This window comes from Allobosea sp. (genome assembly GCF_030695125.1).
Lineage (GTDB): Bacteria > Pseudomonadota > Alphaproteobacteria > Rhizobiales > Beijerinckiaceae > Allobosea.
Genome location: NZ_JAUYTP010000067.1, coordinates 88,750 through 107,047, shown reverse-complemented (window position 1 = coordinate 107,047; position 18,298 = coordinate 88,750). Strand labels below are relative to the sequence as shown.

General features: G+C 68.8%; 20 protein-coding genes. 12 read left to right on the top strand and 8 right to left on the bottom strand.

What is annotated here, in order from left to right; translation table 11 throughout:
• Position 1 precedes the first annotated feature (1 nt).
• Positions 2–1,279 (top strand): NAD(P)/FAD-dependent oxidoreductase, encoded by a 1,278-nt coding sequence (locus tag Q8S38_RS19560; protein ID WP_305682011.1) that lies wholly within the window; start codon positions 2–4, stop codon positions 1,277–1,279.
• A 95-nt stretch (positions 1,280–1,374) separates the two neighbouring features.
• Positions 1,375–1,764, top strand: a complete 390-nt coding sequence (locus Q8S38_RS19555; protein WP_305682010.1) for a c-type cytochrome — start codon at positions 1,375–1,377, stop codon at positions 1,762–1,764.
• A 21-nt stretch (positions 1,765–1,785) separates the two neighbouring features.
• On the opposite strand, the gene Q8S38_RS19550 is transcribed toward Q8S38_RS19555, so the two are convergent.
• From Q8S38_RS19550 to Q8S38_RS19535, 4 genes are all read right to left on the bottom strand, one after another.
• Entirely contained in the window at positions 1,786–2,577 is a 792-nt protein-coding gene (locus Q8S38_RS19550) for an MBL fold metallo-hydrolase (protein ID WP_305682009.1), read from the bottom strand.
• A gap of 240 nt (positions 2,578–2,817) precedes the next feature.
• A complete protein-coding gene (locus Q8S38_RS19545; RefSeq protein WP_305682008.1) occupies positions 2,818–3,471 on the bottom strand; it encodes a phosphonate ABC transporter ATP-binding protein in 654 nt (217 codons plus the stop codon).
• Between the two features lie 44 nt (positions 3,472–3,515).
• Complete coding sequence (phnE, locus tag Q8S38_RS19540; RefSeq protein WP_305682007.1) at positions 3,516–4,343, bottom strand: phosphonate ABC transporter, permease protein PhnE; 828 nt, start codon at positions 4,341–4,343, stop codon at positions 3,516–3,518.
• A 5-nt stretch (positions 4,344–4,348) separates the two neighbouring features.
• Positions 4,349–5,212 carry a phosphate/phosphite/phosphonate ABC transporter substrate-binding protein gene (locus tag Q8S38_RS19535; RefSeq protein ID WP_305682006.1) on the bottom strand — a complete coding sequence of 288 codons (864 nt, stop codon included), beginning with the start codon at positions 5,210–5,212 and terminating at the stop codon, positions 4,349–4,351.
• Between the two features lie 149 nt (positions 5,213–5,361).
• On the opposite strand from Q8S38_RS19535, the gene Q8S38_RS19530 reads away from it, so the two are divergent.
• A complete protein-coding gene (locus Q8S38_RS19530) occupies positions 5,362–6,216 on the top strand; it encodes a metallophosphoesterase family protein (protein ID WP_305682005.1) in 855 nt (284 codons plus the stop codon).
• 6 nt (positions 6,217–6,222) lie between these two features.
• Here the strand turns inward: Q8S38_RS19530 and Q8S38_RS19525 are convergent, their stop codons facing one another.
• Both Q8S38_RS19525 and Q8S38_RS19520 read right to left on the bottom strand, forming a co-directional pair.
• Positions 6,223–6,855 (bottom strand): glycosyltransferase, encoded by a 633-nt coding sequence (locus tag Q8S38_RS19525; RefSeq protein WP_305682004.1) that lies wholly within the window; start codon positions 6,853–6,855, stop codon positions 6,223–6,225.
• A 178-nt stretch (positions 6,856–7,033) separates the two neighbouring features.
• Positions 7,034–7,756, bottom strand: a complete 723-nt coding sequence (locus Q8S38_RS19520; RefSeq protein WP_305682003.1) for a hypothetical protein — start codon at positions 7,754–7,756, stop codon at positions 7,034–7,036.
• Between the two features lie 429 nt (positions 7,757–8,185).
• Between Q8S38_RS19520 and Q8S38_RS19515 the strand changes: the two genes are divergently transcribed.
• From Q8S38_RS19515 to Q8S38_RS19480, 8 genes are read left to right on the top strand one after another with little or no spacing between them, the layout of a single operon-like run.
• Positions 8,186–9,664: a dihydrolipoyl dehydrogenase family protein gene (locus tag Q8S38_RS19515; protein ID WP_305682002.1), complete on the top strand. Its 1,479-nt coding sequence runs from the start codon at positions 8,186–8,188 to the stop codon at positions 9,662–9,664.
• Between the two features lie 16 nt (positions 9,665–9,680).
• Complete coding sequence (locus Q8S38_RS19510) at positions 9,681–10,406, top strand: TVP38/TMEM64 family protein (RefSeq protein ID WP_305682001.1); 726 nt, start codon at positions 9,681–9,683, stop codon at positions 10,404–10,406.
• 34 nt (positions 10,407–10,440) lie between these two features.
• The gene (locus Q8S38_RS19505) at positions 10,441–11,274 is read left to right on the top strand and encodes a DUF547 domain-containing protein (protein WP_305682000.1); all 834 of its coding nucleotides are present in this window, start codon (positions 10,441–10,443) and stop codon (positions 11,272–11,274) included.
• A 23-nt stretch (positions 11,275–11,297) separates the two neighbouring features.
• Positions 11,298–11,885 (top strand): rhodanese-like domain-containing protein, encoded by a 588-nt coding sequence (locus Q8S38_RS19500; protein WP_305681999.1) that lies wholly within the window; start codon positions 11,298–11,300, stop codon positions 11,883–11,885.
• Between the two features lie 26 nt (positions 11,886–11,911).
• Positions 11,912–13,303 (top strand): glycosyltransferase 87 family protein, encoded by a 1,392-nt coding sequence (locus tag Q8S38_RS19495; protein ID WP_305681998.1) that lies wholly within the window; start codon positions 11,912–11,914, stop codon positions 13,301–13,303.
• Positions 13,300–14,010, top strand: coding sequence for a glycosyltransferase family 2 protein (locus Q8S38_RS19490; RefSeq protein ID WP_305681997.1), 711 nt, complete (start codon positions 13,300–13,302; stop codon positions 14,008–14,010). Before Q8S38_RS19495 ends, Q8S38_RS19490 begins: the two co-directional genes overlap by 4 nt.
• Positions 14,010–14,714 carry a TIGR04282 family arsenosugar biosynthesis glycosyltransferase gene (locus Q8S38_RS19485; protein WP_305681996.1) on the top strand — a complete coding sequence of 235 codons (705 nt, stop codon included), beginning with the start codon at positions 14,010–14,012 and terminating at the stop codon, positions 14,712–14,714. The genes Q8S38_RS19490 and Q8S38_RS19485 overlap by 1 nt, the downstream gene beginning before the upstream one ends.
• Positions 14,711–15,844, top strand: coding sequence for an FAD-dependent oxidoreductase (locus tag Q8S38_RS19480; protein WP_305681995.1), 1,134 nt, complete (start codon positions 14,711–14,713; stop codon positions 15,842–15,844). The genes Q8S38_RS19485 and Q8S38_RS19480 overlap by 4 nt, the downstream gene beginning before the upstream one ends.
• A gap of 76 nt (positions 15,845–15,920) precedes the next feature.
• Here the strand turns inward: Q8S38_RS19480 and Q8S38_RS19475 are convergent, their stop codons facing one another.
• Positions 15,921–16,556 (bottom strand): DUF1109 domain-containing protein, encoded by a 636-nt coding sequence (locus Q8S38_RS19475; RefSeq protein WP_305681994.1) that lies wholly within the window; start codon positions 16,554–16,556, stop codon positions 15,921–15,923.
• Positions 16,546–17,112 carry a sigma-70 family RNA polymerase sigma factor gene (locus tag Q8S38_RS19470; RefSeq protein WP_305681993.1) on the bottom strand — a complete coding sequence of 189 codons (567 nt, stop codon included), beginning with the start codon at positions 17,110–17,112 and terminating at the stop codon, positions 16,546–16,548. The genes Q8S38_RS19475 and Q8S38_RS19470 overlap by 11 nt, the downstream gene beginning before the upstream one ends.
• 229 nt (positions 17,113–17,341) lie before the next feature.
• Between Q8S38_RS19470 and Q8S38_RS19465 the strand changes: the two genes are divergently transcribed.
• The gene (locus Q8S38_RS19465; RefSeq protein ID WP_305681992.1) at positions 17,342–18,289 is read left to right on the top strand and encodes a radical SAM protein; all 948 of its coding nucleotides are present in this window, start codon (positions 17,342–17,344) and stop codon (positions 18,287–18,289) included.
• Positions 18,290–18,298: the final 9 nt, after the last annotated feature.

The window sequence follows — 18,298 nt, the reverse complement described above, 5'->3', positions numbered from 1 at the left end:
CATGAAGATCGATCGTCGTGCATTCACATTGTCGGGCCTGTCAGCGGCGGCGACGCTGGGTCTGGGCGCGCCGGCCGTCCTCGGCCAGGCCAAGCCGCGCGTCGTCGTCATCGGCGGTGGCGCCGGCGGCGCCACCGCGGCACGCTACCTCGCCAAGGACAGCCAGGGCGGGATCTCCGTGACGCTGGTCGAGGAGAACGAGACCTACCAGACCTGCTTCCATTCCAACCTCTATGTCGGCGGGTTCAAGACGTATGACGAGATCGTCCATCGCTATGACGCGCTGGCGAAGACCCATGGCATCGCGATCGCCCGCGCCCGCGCCACCCAGATCGACCGCGACAGGAAGGAGGTCGTGCTCTCGACCGGTCAGCGCCTGCCTTACGACCGGCTCGTGGTCTCGCCGGGCATCGACCTGAAATACGATTCCGTGCCGGGCTGGTCGAAGGAGGCCGAGGAGACCATGCCGCATGGCTGGAAGCCCGGCCGCCAGACGCAGCTCATCAAGCAGAAGCTCGACGCGGTGCCCAATGGCGGGCTGATCGTGATGATCGCCCCGCCCAACCCCTTCCGCTGTCCGCCCGGCCCCTATGAGCGCGCCTCGATGTTCGCCCATGCGCTGAAGAAGGCCGGCAAGACCGACGCCAAGATCATCATTCTCGATCCGAAGGAGGCCTTCTCCAAGCAGGGCGTGTTCCAGGCGGACTGGGAGAAGCGCTATGGCGGGATGATCGAATGGCTCGGCCCGAAGGTGCATGACGGCATCAAATCGGTCGATCCGAAGACCAACAGCGTCGTCACCGGCTTCGAGACCTACAAGGACTGCGCCTTCGTCAACGTCATCCCCGCCCAGATGGCGGGCGAGATCGCCCGCAGCGCCGGCCTCGCTCCGGCCGGTGGCTATTGCGCCATCGACGCCGCGACGATGAAGTCCACCGTCGATGCCAACATCTTCGTCCTCGGTGATGCCTGCATCGCCGGCGACATGCCCAAATCCGCCTTCTCGGCCAACAGCCAGGCCAAGGTCGCGGCGATGGCGATCCGCGGCGAGTTGACGGCTGCGCGCACCTTCCCGGCACGCTACGTCAACACCTGCTGGTCGCTGGTCGACACCGACGACACCATCAAGGTCGGCGGCCGCTACGAGCCCAAGGACGGCAAGATCACGGCGACCGAGACCTTCGTCTCGCAGCCGGGCGAGAGCGACGCGCTGCGCAAGGAAAACCAGGCCGAGAACATGGGCTGGTATGCCGCCATCACCGCCGACATGTTCGGCTGAGCGTCCCCCCGCACCGTGCCCTCCCGCGCGGTGCGACCCCCCTGGCCGCGCCCCGGGGCGCGGCCCTTTTTTTCCCGTCGAATGAAGGACACCTCATGCACGTGCTGACCCGCGCCCTCCTCGTCGCCTCGGCCTTCGCGGCCGCCTCGCCCGCAGCGGCGCAGGACATCGCCGCCGGCGAGCGCTCCTGGAACAAGTGCCGCGCCTGCCACCAGGTCGGCGAGACCGCGAAGAACGGCGTCGGCCCGCAGCTCAACGGGATGTTCGGGCGCACCGCCGGTACGGTCGAGGGCTACAGCTACTCGGCCGCGAACAAGAACTCCGGCATCACCTGGGACGAAGCGGTCTTCGCCGACTACATCAAGGATCCGCGCGCCAAGATCCCGGGCACCAAGATGGTCTTCGCCGGCATCAAGAACGAGAAGGAAATCGCCGATCTGACGGCCTTCCTCAAGCAGTTCGGCAAGGATGGCAAGAAGCTCTGAGTCCCTGCCGCCAGCCGCGCCTCAGGCCGGCTGGACGAAGCGATAGGCCGCGCCCTGCTTCTCGACGCGGCCGATCGCGCCCGGCAGATGGTAGCCGATGATGCGGGCCTTCTCGGCGACGGCGCGCTCCAGCAGGGCGCGCCGCGTCGCAACCGCTCTGTCGGGGTCATGGTCGGAGGCCGGCCGCCAGTCGGGATGCGCAAACGAGATCACGGGGTGCGTCAGCGCGTCGCCGAGCACGAAGACCGGCCCCTGCGCATCGCTGAAGGCGAAGGAGACATGGCCGGGCGTATGGCCGGCCGTGCTGAAAGCGGTGACGCCGGGCGCCCAGTCCTGCCCGGCGGTGCGCGTCTCCAGCCGGTCGCCGAGTTCCTTCAGCACCCGTTGCGCGCCCGCCGCGAAGGCGTGCCGGTCCTCCGGCAAACCCTCATAGACCTTGGGGTTCGTCCAGTAGGCGACCTCCTCGGCGGCGGCGAGCCAGCGCGCATTGGGAAAGAGCGGCGTATCGAAATCGTCCAGCGCACCCCAGAGATGGTCCGGGTGCAGATGGGTGAAGAGCACATGGGTGACGCTGTCGGGCGCGATGCCGGCCGCCTCCAGGCTGGCGGCGAGCTTGCCCGTTCCGGGCAGGAAGTTCGCGCCCGAGCCGCAGTCGAAGACGATCGTCTGGTCGCCCCGGCGCAGGCAGGTGACGTTCAGCACCGTCGTCAGCGGGCCCGACAGTCGCGCGACGGAGCGGATCGTCTCCGGCTCGACATCGCGCGCCAGCATCGCGGCCGGCATTTCGAAGCCGCCATCGCTGAGGACGGTCACGGCGGCATCGCCACCTCCGGTTCGGGCGACGACTTGCGCCGAGGTGGGAACGGAAGCCGCGGGCAAGAGAAAAGCCGCCCCGGCCGCAAGAACGCGGCGCCGATCGATCATCGAACCCTCCCATTTTATATCGTTAGATAGGAATGTATCGAATTCAATCGCGGGTGCAAGGCGGCCAGTCATTCGGGGTGCACAGCTCTCTCGCTGGCTTCGGGAGGGCAGGGCGCCAGGCGGGGGATCTCAGGCTTCGTCTGCACCGGAGACGATCCGGCCCGATCGCATGTGAAGGGTCCGGTCGGCGAACTCGGCGGCTAGGTCGGGCTGATGCAGGGTGCAGAGCACGGCGAGCCCCCTCGATCTCGCGAGCGTCCGGATCAAACCGAGCACCATCCGCGCGGCGTGCGGGTCAAGACTCGCCACCGGTTCATCGGCGAGAAGGACGCGGCTCTCCTGCATCAGGGCGCGTGCAATCGCCACCCGCTGCTGCTGTCCGCCCGAGAGCGTGTCTGCTCGCTGGTCACGTTGCGGATCGAGATCGACAGCGCGCAGCGCCTCTGCGGCCTGCTCCCGCAGCGCCTGCGGATAGCGCCCCAGCGCCACCCGCCACAGCGGCAGCGATGGCAGCCGGGCCGTCATCACATTCGCCAGGGCGGACCGCCGGCGGACGAGATTGAACTGCTGGAAGACGACGCCGATCTCGCCGCGGGCGCGCCGCAAAGTCGCGGACGCCAGCGCATCGATCGCCTGTCCGTCGACCCGAATCCTGCCCGCATCGGGCTCGGTCAGCCGGGTGATGCAGCGGAACAATGTCGATTTCCCCGAACCGCTGGGGCCCAGCACGGCCACCACCTCGCCAGCCGCGACGTCAAGCGTCACGTCCGACAGGGCGATCACATTGTCGAAGCGCTTCGACAGGCCCGAGACGGCGAGCGTCGGCGTCATGACAGCCGCCGCCGCAACCAGGCGCTCAACTGGTCGATGGCGGTCACCATGGCCAGGATAAGCAGCAGGATGGTCAGCACGCGGTCGAACTGCAAGAGGTCGACGCTGTTCTTGAGTTCCTGACCGATGCCACCGGCTCCGACGACCCCCAGGACGGTCGAGGCGCGAACGTTGAACTCCCACATGTAGAGCAGGATGGACGAAAGCTGGGGCAGCGCGTCCGGCAATTGGGCATGCAGGAAGACCCGCAGCCGTCCCGCGCCGCTCATGCGGGCCGCCTCGACCGGTCCGGGCTCCGTCGTCTCGATCGTCTCAGCCCAGAGCTTGGCGATCGAACCGGCCGTATGCAGCGCCACGCCGAGCACGCCGGCGAAGGGACCGAGCCCGACAGCCGCGACGAAGATCAGCGCGAACACGAAGGAATCGATGCCCCGCAAGGCGTTGAGCAGCCAGCGCGCCGGCAGCGCCAGCAGCGGCGTCACGCCGATGTTCCGGGCCGCCAGCAGGCAGAGCGGAGCGGCGATGATGGCGCCGAACGATACACCGACCGTCGCCATCGCCACGGTTTCCAGCCCGCGCCGGGCGAGCACATCGATCTCGCTGAGGTCGGGCGGCCATGACCGCGCGATCCAGCCGGCCAGGCGAGGCAGGCCTTCAAAGAGGCGCAGGACGTCGACTTCGGCCACATGCAGGCACAGCGCATAGAAGGCGACGCCGAGACCCAGCAGCGGAACGAAAGCCGTCCGACTCGCCGCTGTCGGAACCAGATCGGCTTGCGCACTCGGCGGCCGGGCAGGGCCATCCGCATCCTTTACGATGTCCATGGGCTTCAGGACTTCGCCTTCAGGCGGCCGACCGCGATGCCGGCCGCCTCGATCGGCCGGTAACTCTCGTGATCGGCTTTCACCCAGCCGGTGTAGCGCGGCGGCATGATGGCGCGCGCTTCCTCCGGCGTGAGGGTGGTCACGATCTCCTGGATGCGAGCGGTGGCGGCAGGATCGAAGCCGGCGCGGACGACCAGCGGGTCGTTCGGCAGCGGCTCGGATGTCCAGACGATCCGGACCTCGTCGCGTCGGACCAGGCCACGCTCCGCCATGCCGTTGAAGTTCCGGTCGAAATCGGTTGCGAGATCGACCTGGCCATTGGCGACGGCGATGACATTGGCCGGATGCGATGCCCCGTCGCGGTACCGGAAGAAGGTCTTCGGGTCGATGCCGCGGCTCTGGAAATAATGCGTCGGGATCAGCCAGCCGGAGGTGGAGCCCACATCGGCGAAGGAAATCTGCAGCCCCCTGGCTCCCTCCGGCCATGAGCCGATCGCGAGGCCCGGCCGCGCCAGGATGATGGCGTGGTAGGAGGGCAGCCCGTCATATCCGACGGTGGCGATGGCGCGCGCTGCGCCCGCGTGATGGGCCAGGACATAACCCCACGGCCCCATCCAGGCGATGTCGGCCTGCCCGTTCGCGAGCGCGACCGAGATGCCGGCCCAGTCATTGGTCACCACGAGGTCGTAGGGCTGCCCGAGGCGCTCGGCCAGATGCCGGAAGAACGGCTCGAACGCCTTGCGCGTATCGCTCGGCGACGGCTGGAACGGGCCGACGGCGAAGCGAAGGCGGCTGCCCTGCGCCAGCGAGATCGCGGGCGCAGCGATGGCGGCCGAGCCGGCCAGAATCAAGGAGCGGCGGTTCAACATCGATCATCCTCAGATGGCGCCGGACCAGACCGGCGGCCCTGGAGGGCCGTCTGCGGCCGGCCTGGCGGGCACAGAGACGTTACGGGCGCGGGGCCTGTAACGTTACGCGGCGGTGGAGCGAATATCGGATCGTGACGGACAGGGATGACATGACGCGCGATCGGACATGGCTGCTCTTCGGCGGCCCCTATGGAAACCTGCAGGCCACGCAGGCACTGCTGGCGGAGGCCAGGCGGCTGGACATCGCCCCGGACAGGATGCTCTGCACGGGCGATCTCGTGGCCTATTGCGGCAATCCGGTCGAGACGATCGATCTGATCCGCGACAGCGGCATGGCCGTCGTCGGTGGCAATTGCGACGAGCAGCTGGGCGCGAGCGCGAGCGACTGCGGCTGCGGGTTCGAGCCTGACAGCGCCTGCGCCAGATTATCGGCCGCCTGGTACGCCTTCGCCGACAGTGTCGTCAGGCCCGACCAGCGTCGATGGCTGGCCTCATTGCCGGGCCGCGTCGACCTGCGGATCGGCGGGCGGAGCCTCGCGGCGATCCACGGCTCGGCCCACTCCATCAACAGCTTCATTTTCGCGGGCACGCCCGAGGGCGAGAAGCGCCGCAGTCTCGACGCCCTCGGCGGCGATGGCGCCGTCGGCGGCCATTCGGGCCTGCCGTTCACCCAATTGCTCGGAGGGCGACTTTGGCACAACCCGGGCGTCATCGGGATGCCGGCCAATGACGGCACGCCGCGTGTCTGGTTCAGCATCGTCCGGGAGACCGAGGCCGGGCTCGCCATCGAGCACCGGGCGCTGTCCTATGACCATGAAGGCGCACAGGCGGCCATGCGCAGCGCTGGGCTTCCGGAAAGCTACCGCAAGGCGCTCGCGACCGGGCTCTGGCCCAGTCTCGACGTCCTGCCCGAGCGCGAATGCGCCGAGACGGGACGGCCGATCACGGAGGCGTCGACGCTCTGGCCGGCGCGCCAGCCCGCCCGGGCGCTCCAGGCGGTCTGACCGGTTTCAGGACGCCCGCAGGCTCTGCAGCAGGGTGAGTCTCAAATGCAGGAAGGTGGTCCGGAACCAGCCCTTGTCGCGATACTTCCTGGCGCTGGTCGTGATCGTCGCGCCGACCGGCTGAATCGCCAGGCCTGCGCGCCGCGCGTCGCGGACCAGCTGGTGGTCCTCGCCATGGGCTGCGGTCTCGTCGTAACCACCGAGGGCGTGAAACATCTCGGCAGGGAGGCAAAGCGCCTGATCACCGAAGGGCAGGCCGATCACCCGTGAGCGGAAGCTGACTCCGCCTTCGGTGAGACGCATCAGGGCGCCGCCGTCGAACCGCAGGTCGAAATAGCGCACCGCGGCGCGCGGCTCCTGCAGCCGCTCCAGCAGCCGCGGCACGGCGTCGGCGCCGAGAGTCGTGTCGGCATGCACGAACCAGAGATGGCGACCTTGGGCGACCGAGGCCGCATGGTTCATGCTGGAGGCGCGGCTTCCGCCGCGGGCGAGAACGATCTCGAAGGTTTTGGGAAGCATTGCGAGCAGCGCTTCGGGAATGGCCTCATGCTCGGCCAATGGGATGACCACCGAGACGAGCGCGCCCTCGGCGCGCGGTTCGGGCGGACGGACATCCAGTGTCACGGTATCGTGCATCATAGACCAGCACCCAATGTCGATGTCCGCAACGCCCGACGAGGGCCCTTTGATACGACGCCGCACATCGTCTCGTTACAACGCTCGCAGAGTGATGGGCGCGCGCCCTGCACCTGCCGCGCCCCCTGATCCGGCAAGCACAGGGGTCAGGTCAACCTCACGAAACAAGCAGGCGAGCCCTTCAGATCAGCAGCTCGGCCCAGCCCTTGAAGCGGCGGCGGCCGGAACCGTCGGCCCGCACCACCTCGCCGCTGATCACCGACATGGCGAAACCCCCGCTCTTCCAGTCGGCCACCTCCTCGAGCGCATCCGTCGTAGCGTGAAGCGTCCAGCGTGTGCCGCGATGGCTGAACCCGGCCTGCCAGCGCGTGGGCCAGCGATAGGTTCGGTCCGGTGTCGGGCGGCTCTCGTCAATGGCGAATGCGATGTCCGACAGCGTGCCGTCGCCGTCGAAGGTGGCCATGCCGCTCTCCCGCGGCGTGCCCGGCTGGACGCGCTCGTGATAGCGCAGATACAGATCGCGGCCATCCTCCGTCAGGAGGTAAAGGCCGTTGAAATTGCTCCAGTTCGCCCCGAAATCGCTGGTGAAGCGGTTGTAACCCGTCCGCGCGATGAATTCGAAGATGACCCGGCCGGCAAGCTGGCGCCCCTTCCAGCGCAGCGTCGCAGACGCAGCACCGATCCAGTAGTCGTTGCCCGGCGTCTGGCGTCGGAGGATCGGCGTCAGCCCCTCCACCGCCATGTCGATGTCGTTGACGGCGCTCACCATCCGCATGCCGCCGCCGACCGTGCCGCGAAACTGGAAATGCGCGGAGTCGGGGATGGTCTCCAGGATCTTGCCCGGATTGGGATAATGCGCGCTGCCGACGATGGGCACGACGCCTTCGCCTTGCGCATACATCATGATCCAATGATCCGCGAAGAACCGGTCCCCCGTCTGGCCACGGTTGTTGTCGTGCGCCAGATAGACTGCACCCTGCGCATCCGCGCCGACGAAGGAAAAATAGTCGGAATGGTATCGCCTGATCTCGTCCGCGCGGATGGGTAAGGGCCATGCTGCCGCAACGCTCGCACCGGCGGCCATGAGTTGTCGGCGATTGAGGCGTGGTGACGAATGGTCCATGGGCTATGGTCCTGATGATCACCAGACCATTGCCGGAAGACGGCCTCGCGCAATTCACATCTTGTTGACGTGAGAAAATCTACCGAGCGATCTGCCGCACAGGGCTGAAACCATGGCGGACGCCACACGAAACCGTGAACCGCGTAACGTTGCGCGGCTGCGGCGCGAACACGCTGTCGAACCCAAAGCCTCCGTCCCGAAGCGACCCCCATGGCCGATCCTGCACCTCCCTCGCTCCCGCCGAAGCGCCCCTTGCGGCAGGACGGAGTCCTGAAAGCCGACCTCTGCATCATCGGTGCGGGCTCTGGCGGGCTGTCGGTCGCGGCCGGCGCCGTGCAGATGGGCGCTTCGGTCGTCCTGATCGAAAAGGGCGAGATGGGCGGCGATTGCCTCAACACCGGCTGCGTGCCCTCCAAGGCGCTGATCGCCGCGGCCCATGCCGCCCATGCCGTGCGTGACGGCTGGCGCTTCGGCGTTCATGCCGCCGAGCCCGAGATTCGCTTCGAAGAGGTTCACGCCCATGTGCATGGCGTGATCGGGGCGATCGCGCCGCATGACAGCGTCGAGCGGTTTGAACAGCTCGGCGTCCATGTCATCAAGGCGGCGGCGCGCTTCCTCGACCGGGATACGGTCGAGGCCGGCGGGGAAACGATCGCGGCGCGCCGCTTCGTGATCGCGACCGGCTCGCGCGCCGCCGTGCCGCCGATCCCCGGCCTGTCTGACGCCGGCTATCTCACCAATGAGAGCGTCTTCGAGCTGCGGGAGCGTCCCGAGCATCTCATCGTCGTCGGTGGCGGACCCATCGGGATCGAGATGGCGCAGTCCTTCCGTCGTCTGGGTTCGCGGGTGACGGTGATCGAGAAGTTCGGCATCCTCGCCAGGGATGAGCCGGAGGCTGTCGAGGTCGTCCGCGCCGCGCTCCTCCGGGACGGCGTGACGCTGCTCGAGAAGGTCGGCATCAGCGAAGTCAGGCGCGACGGCGCGGTCGTGACGGTCACGCTCGATGGCGACAGCGCGGTCGGACGCAGCGTCGCGGGCAGCCACCTGCTCATCGCGGCGGGCCGGCGCCCGAACGTCGAAAACCTCGCCCTCGACGCGGCCGGTGTCGCTTTCACGCCGAAGGGGATTACGGTCGACGCGCGCCTTCTCACCAGCAATCGCCGGATCTTCGCCATCGGCGACGTTTCGGGCGGCCCGCAATTCACTCATATCGCGGGCTATCATGCCGGCATCGTCATCCGGAACGCCCTGTTCGGCTTGCCCGCCAAGGTCGACTACACGGCCTTGCCCTGGGTAACCTACGCCGACCCCGAACTCGCCCATGCCGGCCTCACCGAGGCGGAGGCGCGCAAGGGCGGCCATGACGTCCAGATCCTGACCTGGTCCTTCGCGCTCAATGACCGGGCCCAGGCGGAGCGTGCCACCGAGGGGCTGGCCAAGGTCGTGCTGGGTCGCAAGGGCCGAATCCTCGGCGCCACGATCGTCGGGCCGCGCGCGGGAGAACTGATCGGCACCTGGGCCCTGGCCATCTCGTCCCGCCTCCGGATCGGGGCCGTGGCGAGCGCCGTGCTGCCCTATCCGACGCTGTCGGAGATCTCGAAGCGCGCCGCCGGCAGTTACTACACGCCGAAGCTCTTCGGCTCCACCACGCGCCGCATCGTCGGTTTCGTCCAGCGTTTCCTGCGCTGATCCGGAGAGACAGCCCATGATGAACCGCCTTCTCACCGATCGGCGCCTCTGGCTCGCCCTGGCCGCGCTCGCCCTGATCCTCATCGTCCGGCAGACGGGGGTTGCGAGCTATCTCTCGCTGGACACGCTCAGGACCCATCGCGTGACGCTGACGAACTGGGTCGAGGCGAACCACCTGGTCGCCGCGCTTGCCTATGTCGCCGTCTATGTCGCCGCTGTCGCCTTCTCGATGCCCGGCGCGATCTTCCTGACGTTGTCGGGAGGGTTTCTGTTCGGAGCGGTGTTCGGCACGCTGCTGACCGTGATCGGTGCCACGATCGGGGCGACGCTGATCTTCCTGTTCGCCAAGACCCTCTTCGGCGAGAATGCGCTCGACCGGTTCGGTGCGCCGGCCGCCAGGCTGGCGGAGGGCATCCGCCAGAACGCCGCCTCCTATCTGCTCGTGCTGAGGCTGGTGCCGCTGTTCCCGTTCTTTCTGGTCAATCTGGTGCCGGCCTTTGTCGGCGTGCCGCTCGCGACCTATGTGCTGACCACATTCTTCGGGATCATGCCGGGGACGGCGGTGTTCTCGCTGGCGGGCGCGGGGCTCGGCTCGGTTCTCGACCAGGGCGGCGCGGTCTCGCCCGGCTCCATCCTCACGCCACAGATCATCGGCGGCCTCGTGGGGCTCGCTGCGCTGTCGCTGGCCGCGATCCCGATCAGGAAGCGCCTCGCGGCCCGAGAAAACCAGACCGGGGCGTAACGTCCGCCTGCGTCCATCCGTAAGGAGAGCCATGATGACCGTCGACATCCGATCTCACGGGCTGACCCGGCGCGCCACGCTCGGCCTCGGCCTCATGGCCCTCGCGGGCCCGGCATGGGCCCAGGCGGGGGATGCCGACGCCGTGTATGACCGGCTCCTGACGCGCTATGTCAGCGCCAGCCCTGACGGCGTCAACCGAGTCGACTATGCCGGCTGGCGGGCCAATTCGGCCGATCGCACCGCGCTGGACGGCTACATCACCGAGCTTTCGCGGCTGAAGCCCTCCGCCATGGCCCGGGCCGACGCCTTCTCCTTCTGGGGCAACCTCTACAATGCGGTGACGCTGAAGGTCATCCTCGACCGCTACCCGGTCGCCTCGATCCGCGACATCAAGAGCGACAACTGGCTCGATCCGAAAGCCTATACGGGTCCCTGGCGCCAGCCGCGCGTGACCGTGGAGGGCAGGCGGCTGTCGCTCGACGACATCGAGCACGAGATCATGCGCCCGACCTTCAAGGACCCGCGGGTACATTACATCGTCAATTGCGCCTCCTATGGCTGCCCCAACCTGATGAACCGGGTCTGGCGCGCCGCGACGCTGGAGGCCGATCTGGATGCCGCGGCGCGCGCCTTCGTCAACCATCCGCGGGGCGTCACGGTGCTGGCCGATGGCGCGCTCCGGGTCTCGTCGATCTACAAATGGTTCATCGCGGATTTCGGCGGCAATGACGCCGGGCTGATCGCGCATTTCCGCCAATATGCCGAGCCGGCGCTGGCCCAGCGCCTCACCGGCTCGCCGCGGATCGCCGACGACGACTATGACTGGTCGTTGAACGGGCTCCGCCCCGTCCCGGCGCCGCGCGGCTGAGCCCGCAGATGACGGTCCGGTCCATGACGCCACGCCTGAACACGAGACGGCTGCTGGCCGGAGCCGTGACGGCTGCGGTCCTGGTGGCGGGCGCAGCCATCTTTGTCGTGACGACCCAGCCTCGGCTGGCTCCCTGGACGCTCGATCCGACCGATCCGCGCGTATCGCTGGATGATGTCGAGCGAGAGGTGGCCCGGCGCCATCCCGTTCCGGACGTCGCACCCGCGGGCCTGGCCGCCATGCTGGGGCGCGGCGAGGCGACGCTGTTCGACGTGCGCACGCAGGAGGAGTTCGATGCCGGCCACCTGCCGGGCGCGATCCGGATCGAACCCGGCAGCTCGGCCGCCGAAATCCTCAGCCTTCACCGCGATCGGCTCGACGATGGGCCGGTCGTGTTCTACTGCGCCGTCGGCGTACGATCCTCGCAGATGATGACGGCAACGCTGAAGCAGATCGCCCCCCACGCCAGCGCGGGCGTCTACAATCTGCGCGGCGGGATTTTTCGTTGGACGGCGGATGGCCGCGCCCTGGTGAAGGGCGAGGGGCCCGGCGAGGCGCATCACTTTGACGAAAACTGGGGCCAGTTGCTGGCCAGGACGACACGCCGTTGACGGCCGCAACGGGTCCGGACGCCTCCGTGGCCGGTCGATCCGCCTGGGATCGCCGCGGATCGACGCTGCTCGCCATGCTCGGCGTCTGCATCATGATGCAGACGGTGATCGCGATGGTCTGGGGCGCGGCGCCCGGCTCACGGCGAGATGCCTGGCCGGTCGCGCTGTCGCTTGGCCTCATGCTGTCCCTGTCGTCCGCGGGGCTGCTCTGGGCGGTCTGGCGGGCGCGCGACATGCCAACCGGCCTGGTACTCGGCCTTGCCATCGCGGCAGCCGGCGTCCTGATGCGCGTGCCCTATTTCGGCGCGGGGCCGATGCTGGAGGACGATCATTTCCGCTATCTGCTCGACGGAGCTATGGTGGCGCATGGCCTGAGCTCCTATGCCCACGCTCCCGAGGCGCTGCTGCAGGGAGCGGAGGGAGCCCTGGCGCCACTGGTCGGGGCGGGGCGGGCTGCGATCACGTCGATCAATTTCCCCGAGTTGCGCTCGATGTATCCGGGCGGGGCGCAAGCGGCGTTCGCGCTGGCCCACCTGATCGCGCCCTGGAGCCTGGACGGGCTGCGCGTCGTGTTCTTCGGCACGGAGGCGCTGGCGGCGGTTCTGATCTGGCGGGTTCTGGTTTCGACCGGGCGCTCGCCGCTGCTGGTCGCGCTCGTCTGGTGCAATCCGCTGATGGCCTTCTGCCTGACCGGGCAGGCCCATGTCGATGCCGTGCTTGCGCTCCCGATCCTCGCCGCGCTGATCGCCGCCCATCGTCGCGCGGCCGCATGGGCGGGCCTCGGCCTCGGGATCGCGGCGGGCGTCAAGCTGTGGCCGATCCTGCTCGCGCCGCTGGTCGCGCGGGCGCTGTGGCCCGACCGTCGGGCGCTGGCGGTCTTCACGCTGGCGCTCGGAGCGACGACCCTGGCCCTCTGCGCACCGCTGTTCTGGGCCAGTCTCTCCGCCCATGCAGGGCTGACGGCCTATGCCGGCGGTTGGTCCGTCAACAATGCGCCTTACGCCTGGGCCTCCTATCTCTTCCTCCAGCTTGTCGGGCCGGGCACGGGCGAGGTTCTGCTGCGCGCTCTGGTCGTCCTGACGGCGGGAGCCGCGAGCCTCGCGGTCGCGGCGCCCCGATCCGCAGGCCTGGAGTCCCTGGTCGCCCGCGCTGCGATCCTCGCGGCCGCCCTGTTCTACCTCTCGCCGGCCCAGTTCCCCTGGTATGCCGCCTGGTTCCTGCCGCTGGCGTCGGCCAGCGGGGCATGGCCATTCGTGGCCGCGTCGATCGGGCTGCCGGTCTACTACCTGTTCTTTCCGCTCGCGGCGGCCGGCCTGCGTGACCTGCATGGCTACGGCCTCGCCTTCCTGCATCTCGTACCGGCGCTGCTGGTTGCTCTCCTGATCCGCCGGTCGTCAGCCGCCGGAGCGTCGGCATGAGCCTCAAGGACGCACGGATCGGCGTGGTCATACCGACCCGCAACGAAGCGCAGGCCTTGCCCGTGGTGCTGCGGGCCATGCCCGCTTTCGTCGACGCGGTCGCGATCGGCGACCATCGCTCGACCGACGGGACGGCCCAGATCGGGCGCGATCACGGCGCCATCGTGGTCGAGGTCGACGGCCCCGGCTATGGCCGGGCCTGCCTGGCCGCGATCGCGGCGTTGCCGCCCGTCGATGTCATCGTTTTCGTCGACGGCGACGCCGCCGACGATCTCTCCGCCATGATCCGCCTCGTCGAGCCCATCGTCGACGGACGGGCCGACTTCACGCTGGGTTCGCGCGTCTTGGGGCGGCGCGAAAGCGGCGCGCTGACGCCCCAGCAGGTCTTCGGCAACTGGCTCGCCTGTTCGCTGATCCGGCTGGTCTGGGGCGAGCGCTTCACCGATCTCGGGCCGTTCCGCGCTGTCTCGTGGTGCGAGTTCGAGCGGCTGGGGATGGCCGACCTCAATTTCGGCTGGACGGTCGAGATGCAGATCAAGGCGGCGCGCAAGCGCCTCAGGACGATCGAGATCCCTGTCGACTACAGGCGCCGGATCGGGGTCTCCAAGGTCTCGGGAACGCTCGGCGGTGCGGTCAGGGCGGGGGTCAAGATTCTCTGGGTCATCGGCCGCGAGGCCCTGCGCCCGACGCGTCAAGGGGCGCCGTGATGCTGAGCGAGGCGCCGATCGGGTTCGGCCTGATGTGCAAGCCGCCGCGCCCCGGGGCGGCCAAGACCCGGCTGGCCGCGGCCATTGGTCCCGACAGGGCGGCGCGCCTGGCGCGCGCCTTCCTCGAGGATTGCGCCGCGGCCGCCGTCGCGGCGGCGCGCCTGCAGCGGCTCGACCGCGCGGCGTTTTTTCGCCCGGCCGATGCCGCGACCGAGATCGGCGCGATCCTCGGGCCGGGATGGCCCCTGGACTTCGCCGACGCCGGCGACCTCGGTGCGACGATGCGCGACGTCCTTGCCCGGCTGCTGCAGCGCTGCCCGGGTGGCGCGATCATCATGGGCGCGGATGTTCCGCTGATCACCGGCGAGGTCATCGCCGCCTCCGCGCGCAGCCTTCGCGAGGGCGATGACCGCCGGATCGTGCTCATCCCGAGCGTCGATGGCGGCTATTGCCTGATCGGCCTGCGCTCGCTGCAGGCGGCAGGCTCCCTCTTCGCACCGATGCCATGGAGCACCTCGGGCGTGCTACGCGAGACGCTGAACCGCGCCGACGCCGCCGGCCTGAACGTGCAGATGCTGCCGCCGCAACGCGACATCGACGAGGCCGCCGATCTCGACTGGCTGCGCGCCAGCCTGGCGAGCGGCGACGAAGCGGCGGCGTTCACCCGCGCCGCTCTGGCCGGCATGGCGGAGGCGCGGCCATGACCGGGCACCGGCTCGTTCTCGTCGGCGGGGGGCACGCCCATGTGCAGGTGATCCGCGCGCTGGCGCAGCGGCCCGAGCCCGGCATGACGATCACGCTGGTGACCGACCGGTTGCTGACGCCCTATTCGGGCATGCTGCCCGGTCATGTCGCGGGGCTCTACAGCCATGCCGAGATGCATATCGATCTCGGCCGGCTGGCCGAGGTCTGCGGCGTGACGCTGGTCCGCTCCGCGGCCGCCGCGATCGACCGCGCCCGGCGGACTGTGACCACGGAGAACGGTGACAGCGTTCCCTACGACACGCTCTCCCTCAATGTCGGCATCACGCCGGATCTGTCGGGCATCGCCGGGGCCGAGGAGCACGGCATCCCGGTCAAGCCCATCAGCAGCTTCATCTCGCGTCTGGACGCGCTTCTGGAGGCGGCCGCCCGCCCCGACGGACCGCGCCGCATCGTCCTGGTCGGCGGGGGCGCGGCCGGGGTGGAGCTTGCGCTGGCGTTGAAGGCGCGGCTGAAGGGGCTCGATCCGAAGGGCCGGCCGTTCTGGATCGGCCTCGCCGCGAGCAACGGGCTCGTCGCCACGCTCAATGACGGCGTGCGCCGGCGGGCGAGAGCCGCGCTGGCCCGTCATGGCGTGACCCTGCTGGACGATTTCCGGGTCGTCGAGATCAACGCGCAAGGTCTGCGGGCGCAGGACAAGCGTTTCATCACGGCCGATGCGGTGCTCGTGTCGACCGCGGCGCGTGCTCCCTCCTGGCTTGCCACGACCGGGCTCCCCACGGACCGCCATGGCTTCGTGCAGACGACGCGGTCTTTGACCTGCATCGATGATCCCGCGGTCTTCGCTGTCGGTGACTGCGCGACCGTCGTCGAGGATCCGACGCCGAAAGCCGGTGTCTTCGCCGTCCGGCAGGGGGCGGCGCTCACCGGAAACCTGCGCCGCAGGGCGCGCGGCGAGGCGCTGGCGCCGCATCGGCCGGACCGGAACTATCTGACGATCCTGATGACCGGCGACGGGTCCGCCATCGCCGGCCGCAGCGGCTGGTTTGCGGTCGAAGGCCGGTGGGTCTGGCGCTGGAAGGACTGGATCGACAGACGCTTCATGCAGCACTTTTCAGCGTTCCGGCGCTAACCCTCGCCGGAGCATCGCTCCTGCCGCGCCGTCATGTCTCGTTCCGTGAAGAGGGGCGCGACAGCAGGACGGCGCGTCACCACCGCAGCATGGCGCGGCCAAGCGCTGCCCCCGCCAGGCCGACGATCAGGGCGGCGAGGCTGTACCAGGTCGCGATGAAGAGCGGGCTGTCCTCGTTGCAGAACAGGCCGTAGGCGAGGATCGCGAGGCCGGCGGAGGCGAGGCCGGCCAGCGCGCCGGCGGCCATGGGCTCGGACGTGGCTCCGCGCCGGAGTATCGTGAGACAGGCGATCAGCGGCAGGGCCGCCAGGGCCGGAACGATCGTGAGGCAGGTGACGATGCCCTTGCCGAAGAGCCGCGCCCACCAGCCGTCGAGACCGTGGCGCAGGAGATCGGTCGCCACGACGAGGCCGAGGAACCCGACGACGGCGAGGAGCCATTTCGAGGCTGCCGAAGCCTGCACCTCCGGCCGCGAGAGATCGAGCGCGCCCAAGATCGCGGTCAGGGCGATCAGCGCACCGAGCATCAGCTTCACCAGCGTCGGCGCCAGGCCCGCCGTGACGAGATCGGGGCGCACGCCGGTGAGCGCAAGGAAGCCGGCGCCTGTGAGCGCGGCCGCGGCCGGCCACCAGCGCAGCAGGATCGTGCTGACGGGCTTCGGCTGGTTCGGCAGATCCCGGACCAGCACGTCGATCATGTCGTCAGTCCGCATCGGCTCTCCCCTTGAAGGTCCGGGCCAGCTGTTTCAGGGCCCGATGCAGCGCGACCCGCACCGCACCCTCGCTCATGCCGAGTTGACCGCCGACCTCGGCTGCGCTCCGGCCGGCGAGCGACACCTGCTCCACGATCTGACGCTGGCGCCCGTCGAGGACCGACAGCATGCGCTGCACATCGAGCTGGCTCTCGCCGCCGTCGTCAGGCGCGGCGAGGGTCTCGACGGCGTCGTCGAGATCGACCTCGCCGCGCGCGCCTACGCGGCGCAGGAGGTCGATCGTCTTGTGACGCGTCACGGCGTTCAGCCAGGGCGTCAGCGGCATCGACCAGTCCCAGGTCGCGCGCTTCAGATGGACGGCGAGAAGCGTCTCCTGGACGATGTCCTCGACCTCCGCCTGCCCGCGTCCCGAGCGCGCCAGAACATGCCGCACCCTGCCGCGTACATGCGGAACGAGGGCGGCCAACAGCGTCTTGTAGGCGACCTGATCGCCATCGAGCGCCAGTCGCATCAGGCGGCTCCATTCGTCTTCGCGTTCTGGCTTGCGTTCGTGCACGCCTCATCCATTCATTCGGGCCGGACTGCTGTTTTGTTACAAGCGGCTGCGCCACTCCGCAAAACAGCTTTGCGTGAGGCGGGCGTGTGGGGCCGGGCGAGCCGGGGCGGCCCGCCCTCCGCTCCGCCGAGGCGCTGCGCGCCGAGCGTCACGACAAAAAGTTCGGGGACGCCGTAACGAAGCGGCCGCCTTGCGCGTATCTTCACATGAATTACGTCGGAGCCAGATTGTGAACGCGCCAACCTTTATCACGGCCAAGTTTGTCGATCCTGTGCGGACCGCCAAGGGCGAGCGGCGCGCGCGCGTCCATCTCAAGCGGCTGGAGACGCTCTGGTTCAATACGGGCACGCTGTGCAACATCACCTGCCAGAACTGTTACATCGAGAGTTCCCCCAGCAACGACCGGCTGGTCTACCTCTCGCTCGCCGATGTCACGACCTATCTCGATGAAGTGCGGGTCGAGCGGCTGCCGGTCCGGATGATCGGCTTCACCGGCGGCGAACCGTTCATGAACCGCGACATGATCGCCATCCTGACGGAGACGCTGGAGCGCGGGTTCGAGACGCTCGTGCTCACCAATGCGATGCGGCCGATTATGCGGCGCCAGGAGCACCTCAGGCGGCTGCGCGAGGCGCATGGCGGGTTGCTGCGCTTTCGCGTCTCGCTCGACAGCCATCATGCCGCCATCCACGACGCGGAGCGGGGCGTTGGCTCCTTCGCCAAGGCGATGGAGGGCCTGCGCTTCCTGTCACGGGAAGGATTCCAGATCGAGATCGCCGGTCGGCATCTGGACGGCGAGCCGGAGGCGGTCGCGCGTGCGGGTTATCGCGAGCTGTTCGATCGCGAGGCGATCGCGGTCGACTGCGACGACCCGGTCCAACTCGTGATCTTTCCGGAGATGACCCCCGACGGCAACCCGCCGGAGATCACCGAGGCGTGCTGGGGCATTCTGAACAAGAGCCCGGACGACGTCATGTGCGCGACCTCGCGAATGGTCGTTCGGCGCAAGGGCGCCGATGCGCCGGCGGTCGTGGCCTGCACCCTGATCGCCTATGACGAGCGGTTCGAGCTTGGCCGCACGCTGAAGCAGGCGGAGGTCGCGGTGCCGCTGAACCATCGCTCCTGCGCGACCTTCTGTGTCCTGGGCGGCGCGGCCTGCGGCGTGAAGAAGTCCTGATCCCCAAAA

What these genes read in the sequence shown, in the direction of transcription:
- Q8S38_RS19560 (WP_305682011.1), top strand. Translation starts at nt 2, where the DNA reads ATGAAGATCGATCGTCGTGCATTCACATTGTCGGGCCTGTCAGCGGCG.
- Q8S38_RS19555 (WP_305682010.1), top strand. Translation starts at nt 1,375, where the DNA reads ATGCACGTGCTGACCCGCGCCCTCCTCGTCGCCTCGGCCTTCGCGGCC.
- phnE (WP_305682007.1), bottom strand. Translation starts at nt 4,343, where the DNA reads ATGGACATCGTAAAGGATGCGGATGGCCCTGCCCGGCCGCCGAGTGCG.
- Q8S38_RS19535 (WP_305682006.1), bottom strand. Translation starts at nt 5,212, where the DNA reads ATGTTGAACCGCCGCTCCTTGATTCTGGCCGGCTCGGCCGCCATCGCT.
- Q8S38_RS19530 (WP_305682005.1), top strand. Translation starts at nt 5,362, where the DNA reads ATGACGCGCGATCGGACATGGCTGCTCTTCGGCGGCCCCTATGGAAAC.
- Q8S38_RS19525 (WP_305682004.1), bottom strand. Translation starts at nt 6,855, where the DNA reads ATGATGCACGATACCGTGACACTGGATGTCCGTCCGCCCGAACCGCGC.
- Q8S38_RS19520 (WP_305682003.1), bottom strand. Translation starts at nt 7,756, where the DNA reads ATGATGTATGCGCAAGGCGAAGGCGTCGTGCCCATCGTCGGCAGCGCG.
- Q8S38_RS19515 (WP_305682002.1), top strand. Translation starts at nt 8,186, where the DNA reads ATGGCCGATCCTGCACCTCCCTCGCTCCCGCCGAAGCGCCCCTTGCGG.
- Q8S38_RS19510 (WP_305682001.1), top strand. Translation starts at nt 9,681, where the DNA reads ATGATGAACCGCCTTCTCACCGATCGGCGCCTCTGGCTCGCCCTGGCC.
- Q8S38_RS19505 (WP_305682000.1), top strand. Translation starts at nt 10,441, where the DNA reads ATGACCGTCGACATCCGATCTCACGGGCTGACCCGGCGCGCCACGCTC.
- Q8S38_RS19500 (WP_305681999.1), top strand. Translation starts at nt 11,298, where the DNA reads ATGACGCCACGCCTGAACACGAGACGGCTGCTGGCCGGAGCCGTGACG.
- Q8S38_RS19490 (WP_305681997.1), top strand. Translation starts at nt 13,300, where the DNA reads ATGAGCCTCAAGGACGCACGGATCGGCGTGGTCATACCGACCCGCAAC.
- Q8S38_RS19485 (WP_305681996.1), top strand. Translation starts at nt 14,010, where the DNA reads ATGCTGAGCGAGGCGCCGATCGGGTTCGGCCTGATGTGCAAGCCGCCG.
- Q8S38_RS19480 (WP_305681995.1), top strand. Translation starts at nt 14,711, where the DNA reads ATGACCGGGCACCGGCTCGTTCTCGTCGGCGGGGGGCACGCCCATGTG.
- Q8S38_RS19475 (WP_305681994.1), bottom strand. Translation starts at nt 16,556, where the DNA reads ATGCGGACTGACGACATGATCGACGTGCTGGTCCGGGATCTGCCGAAC.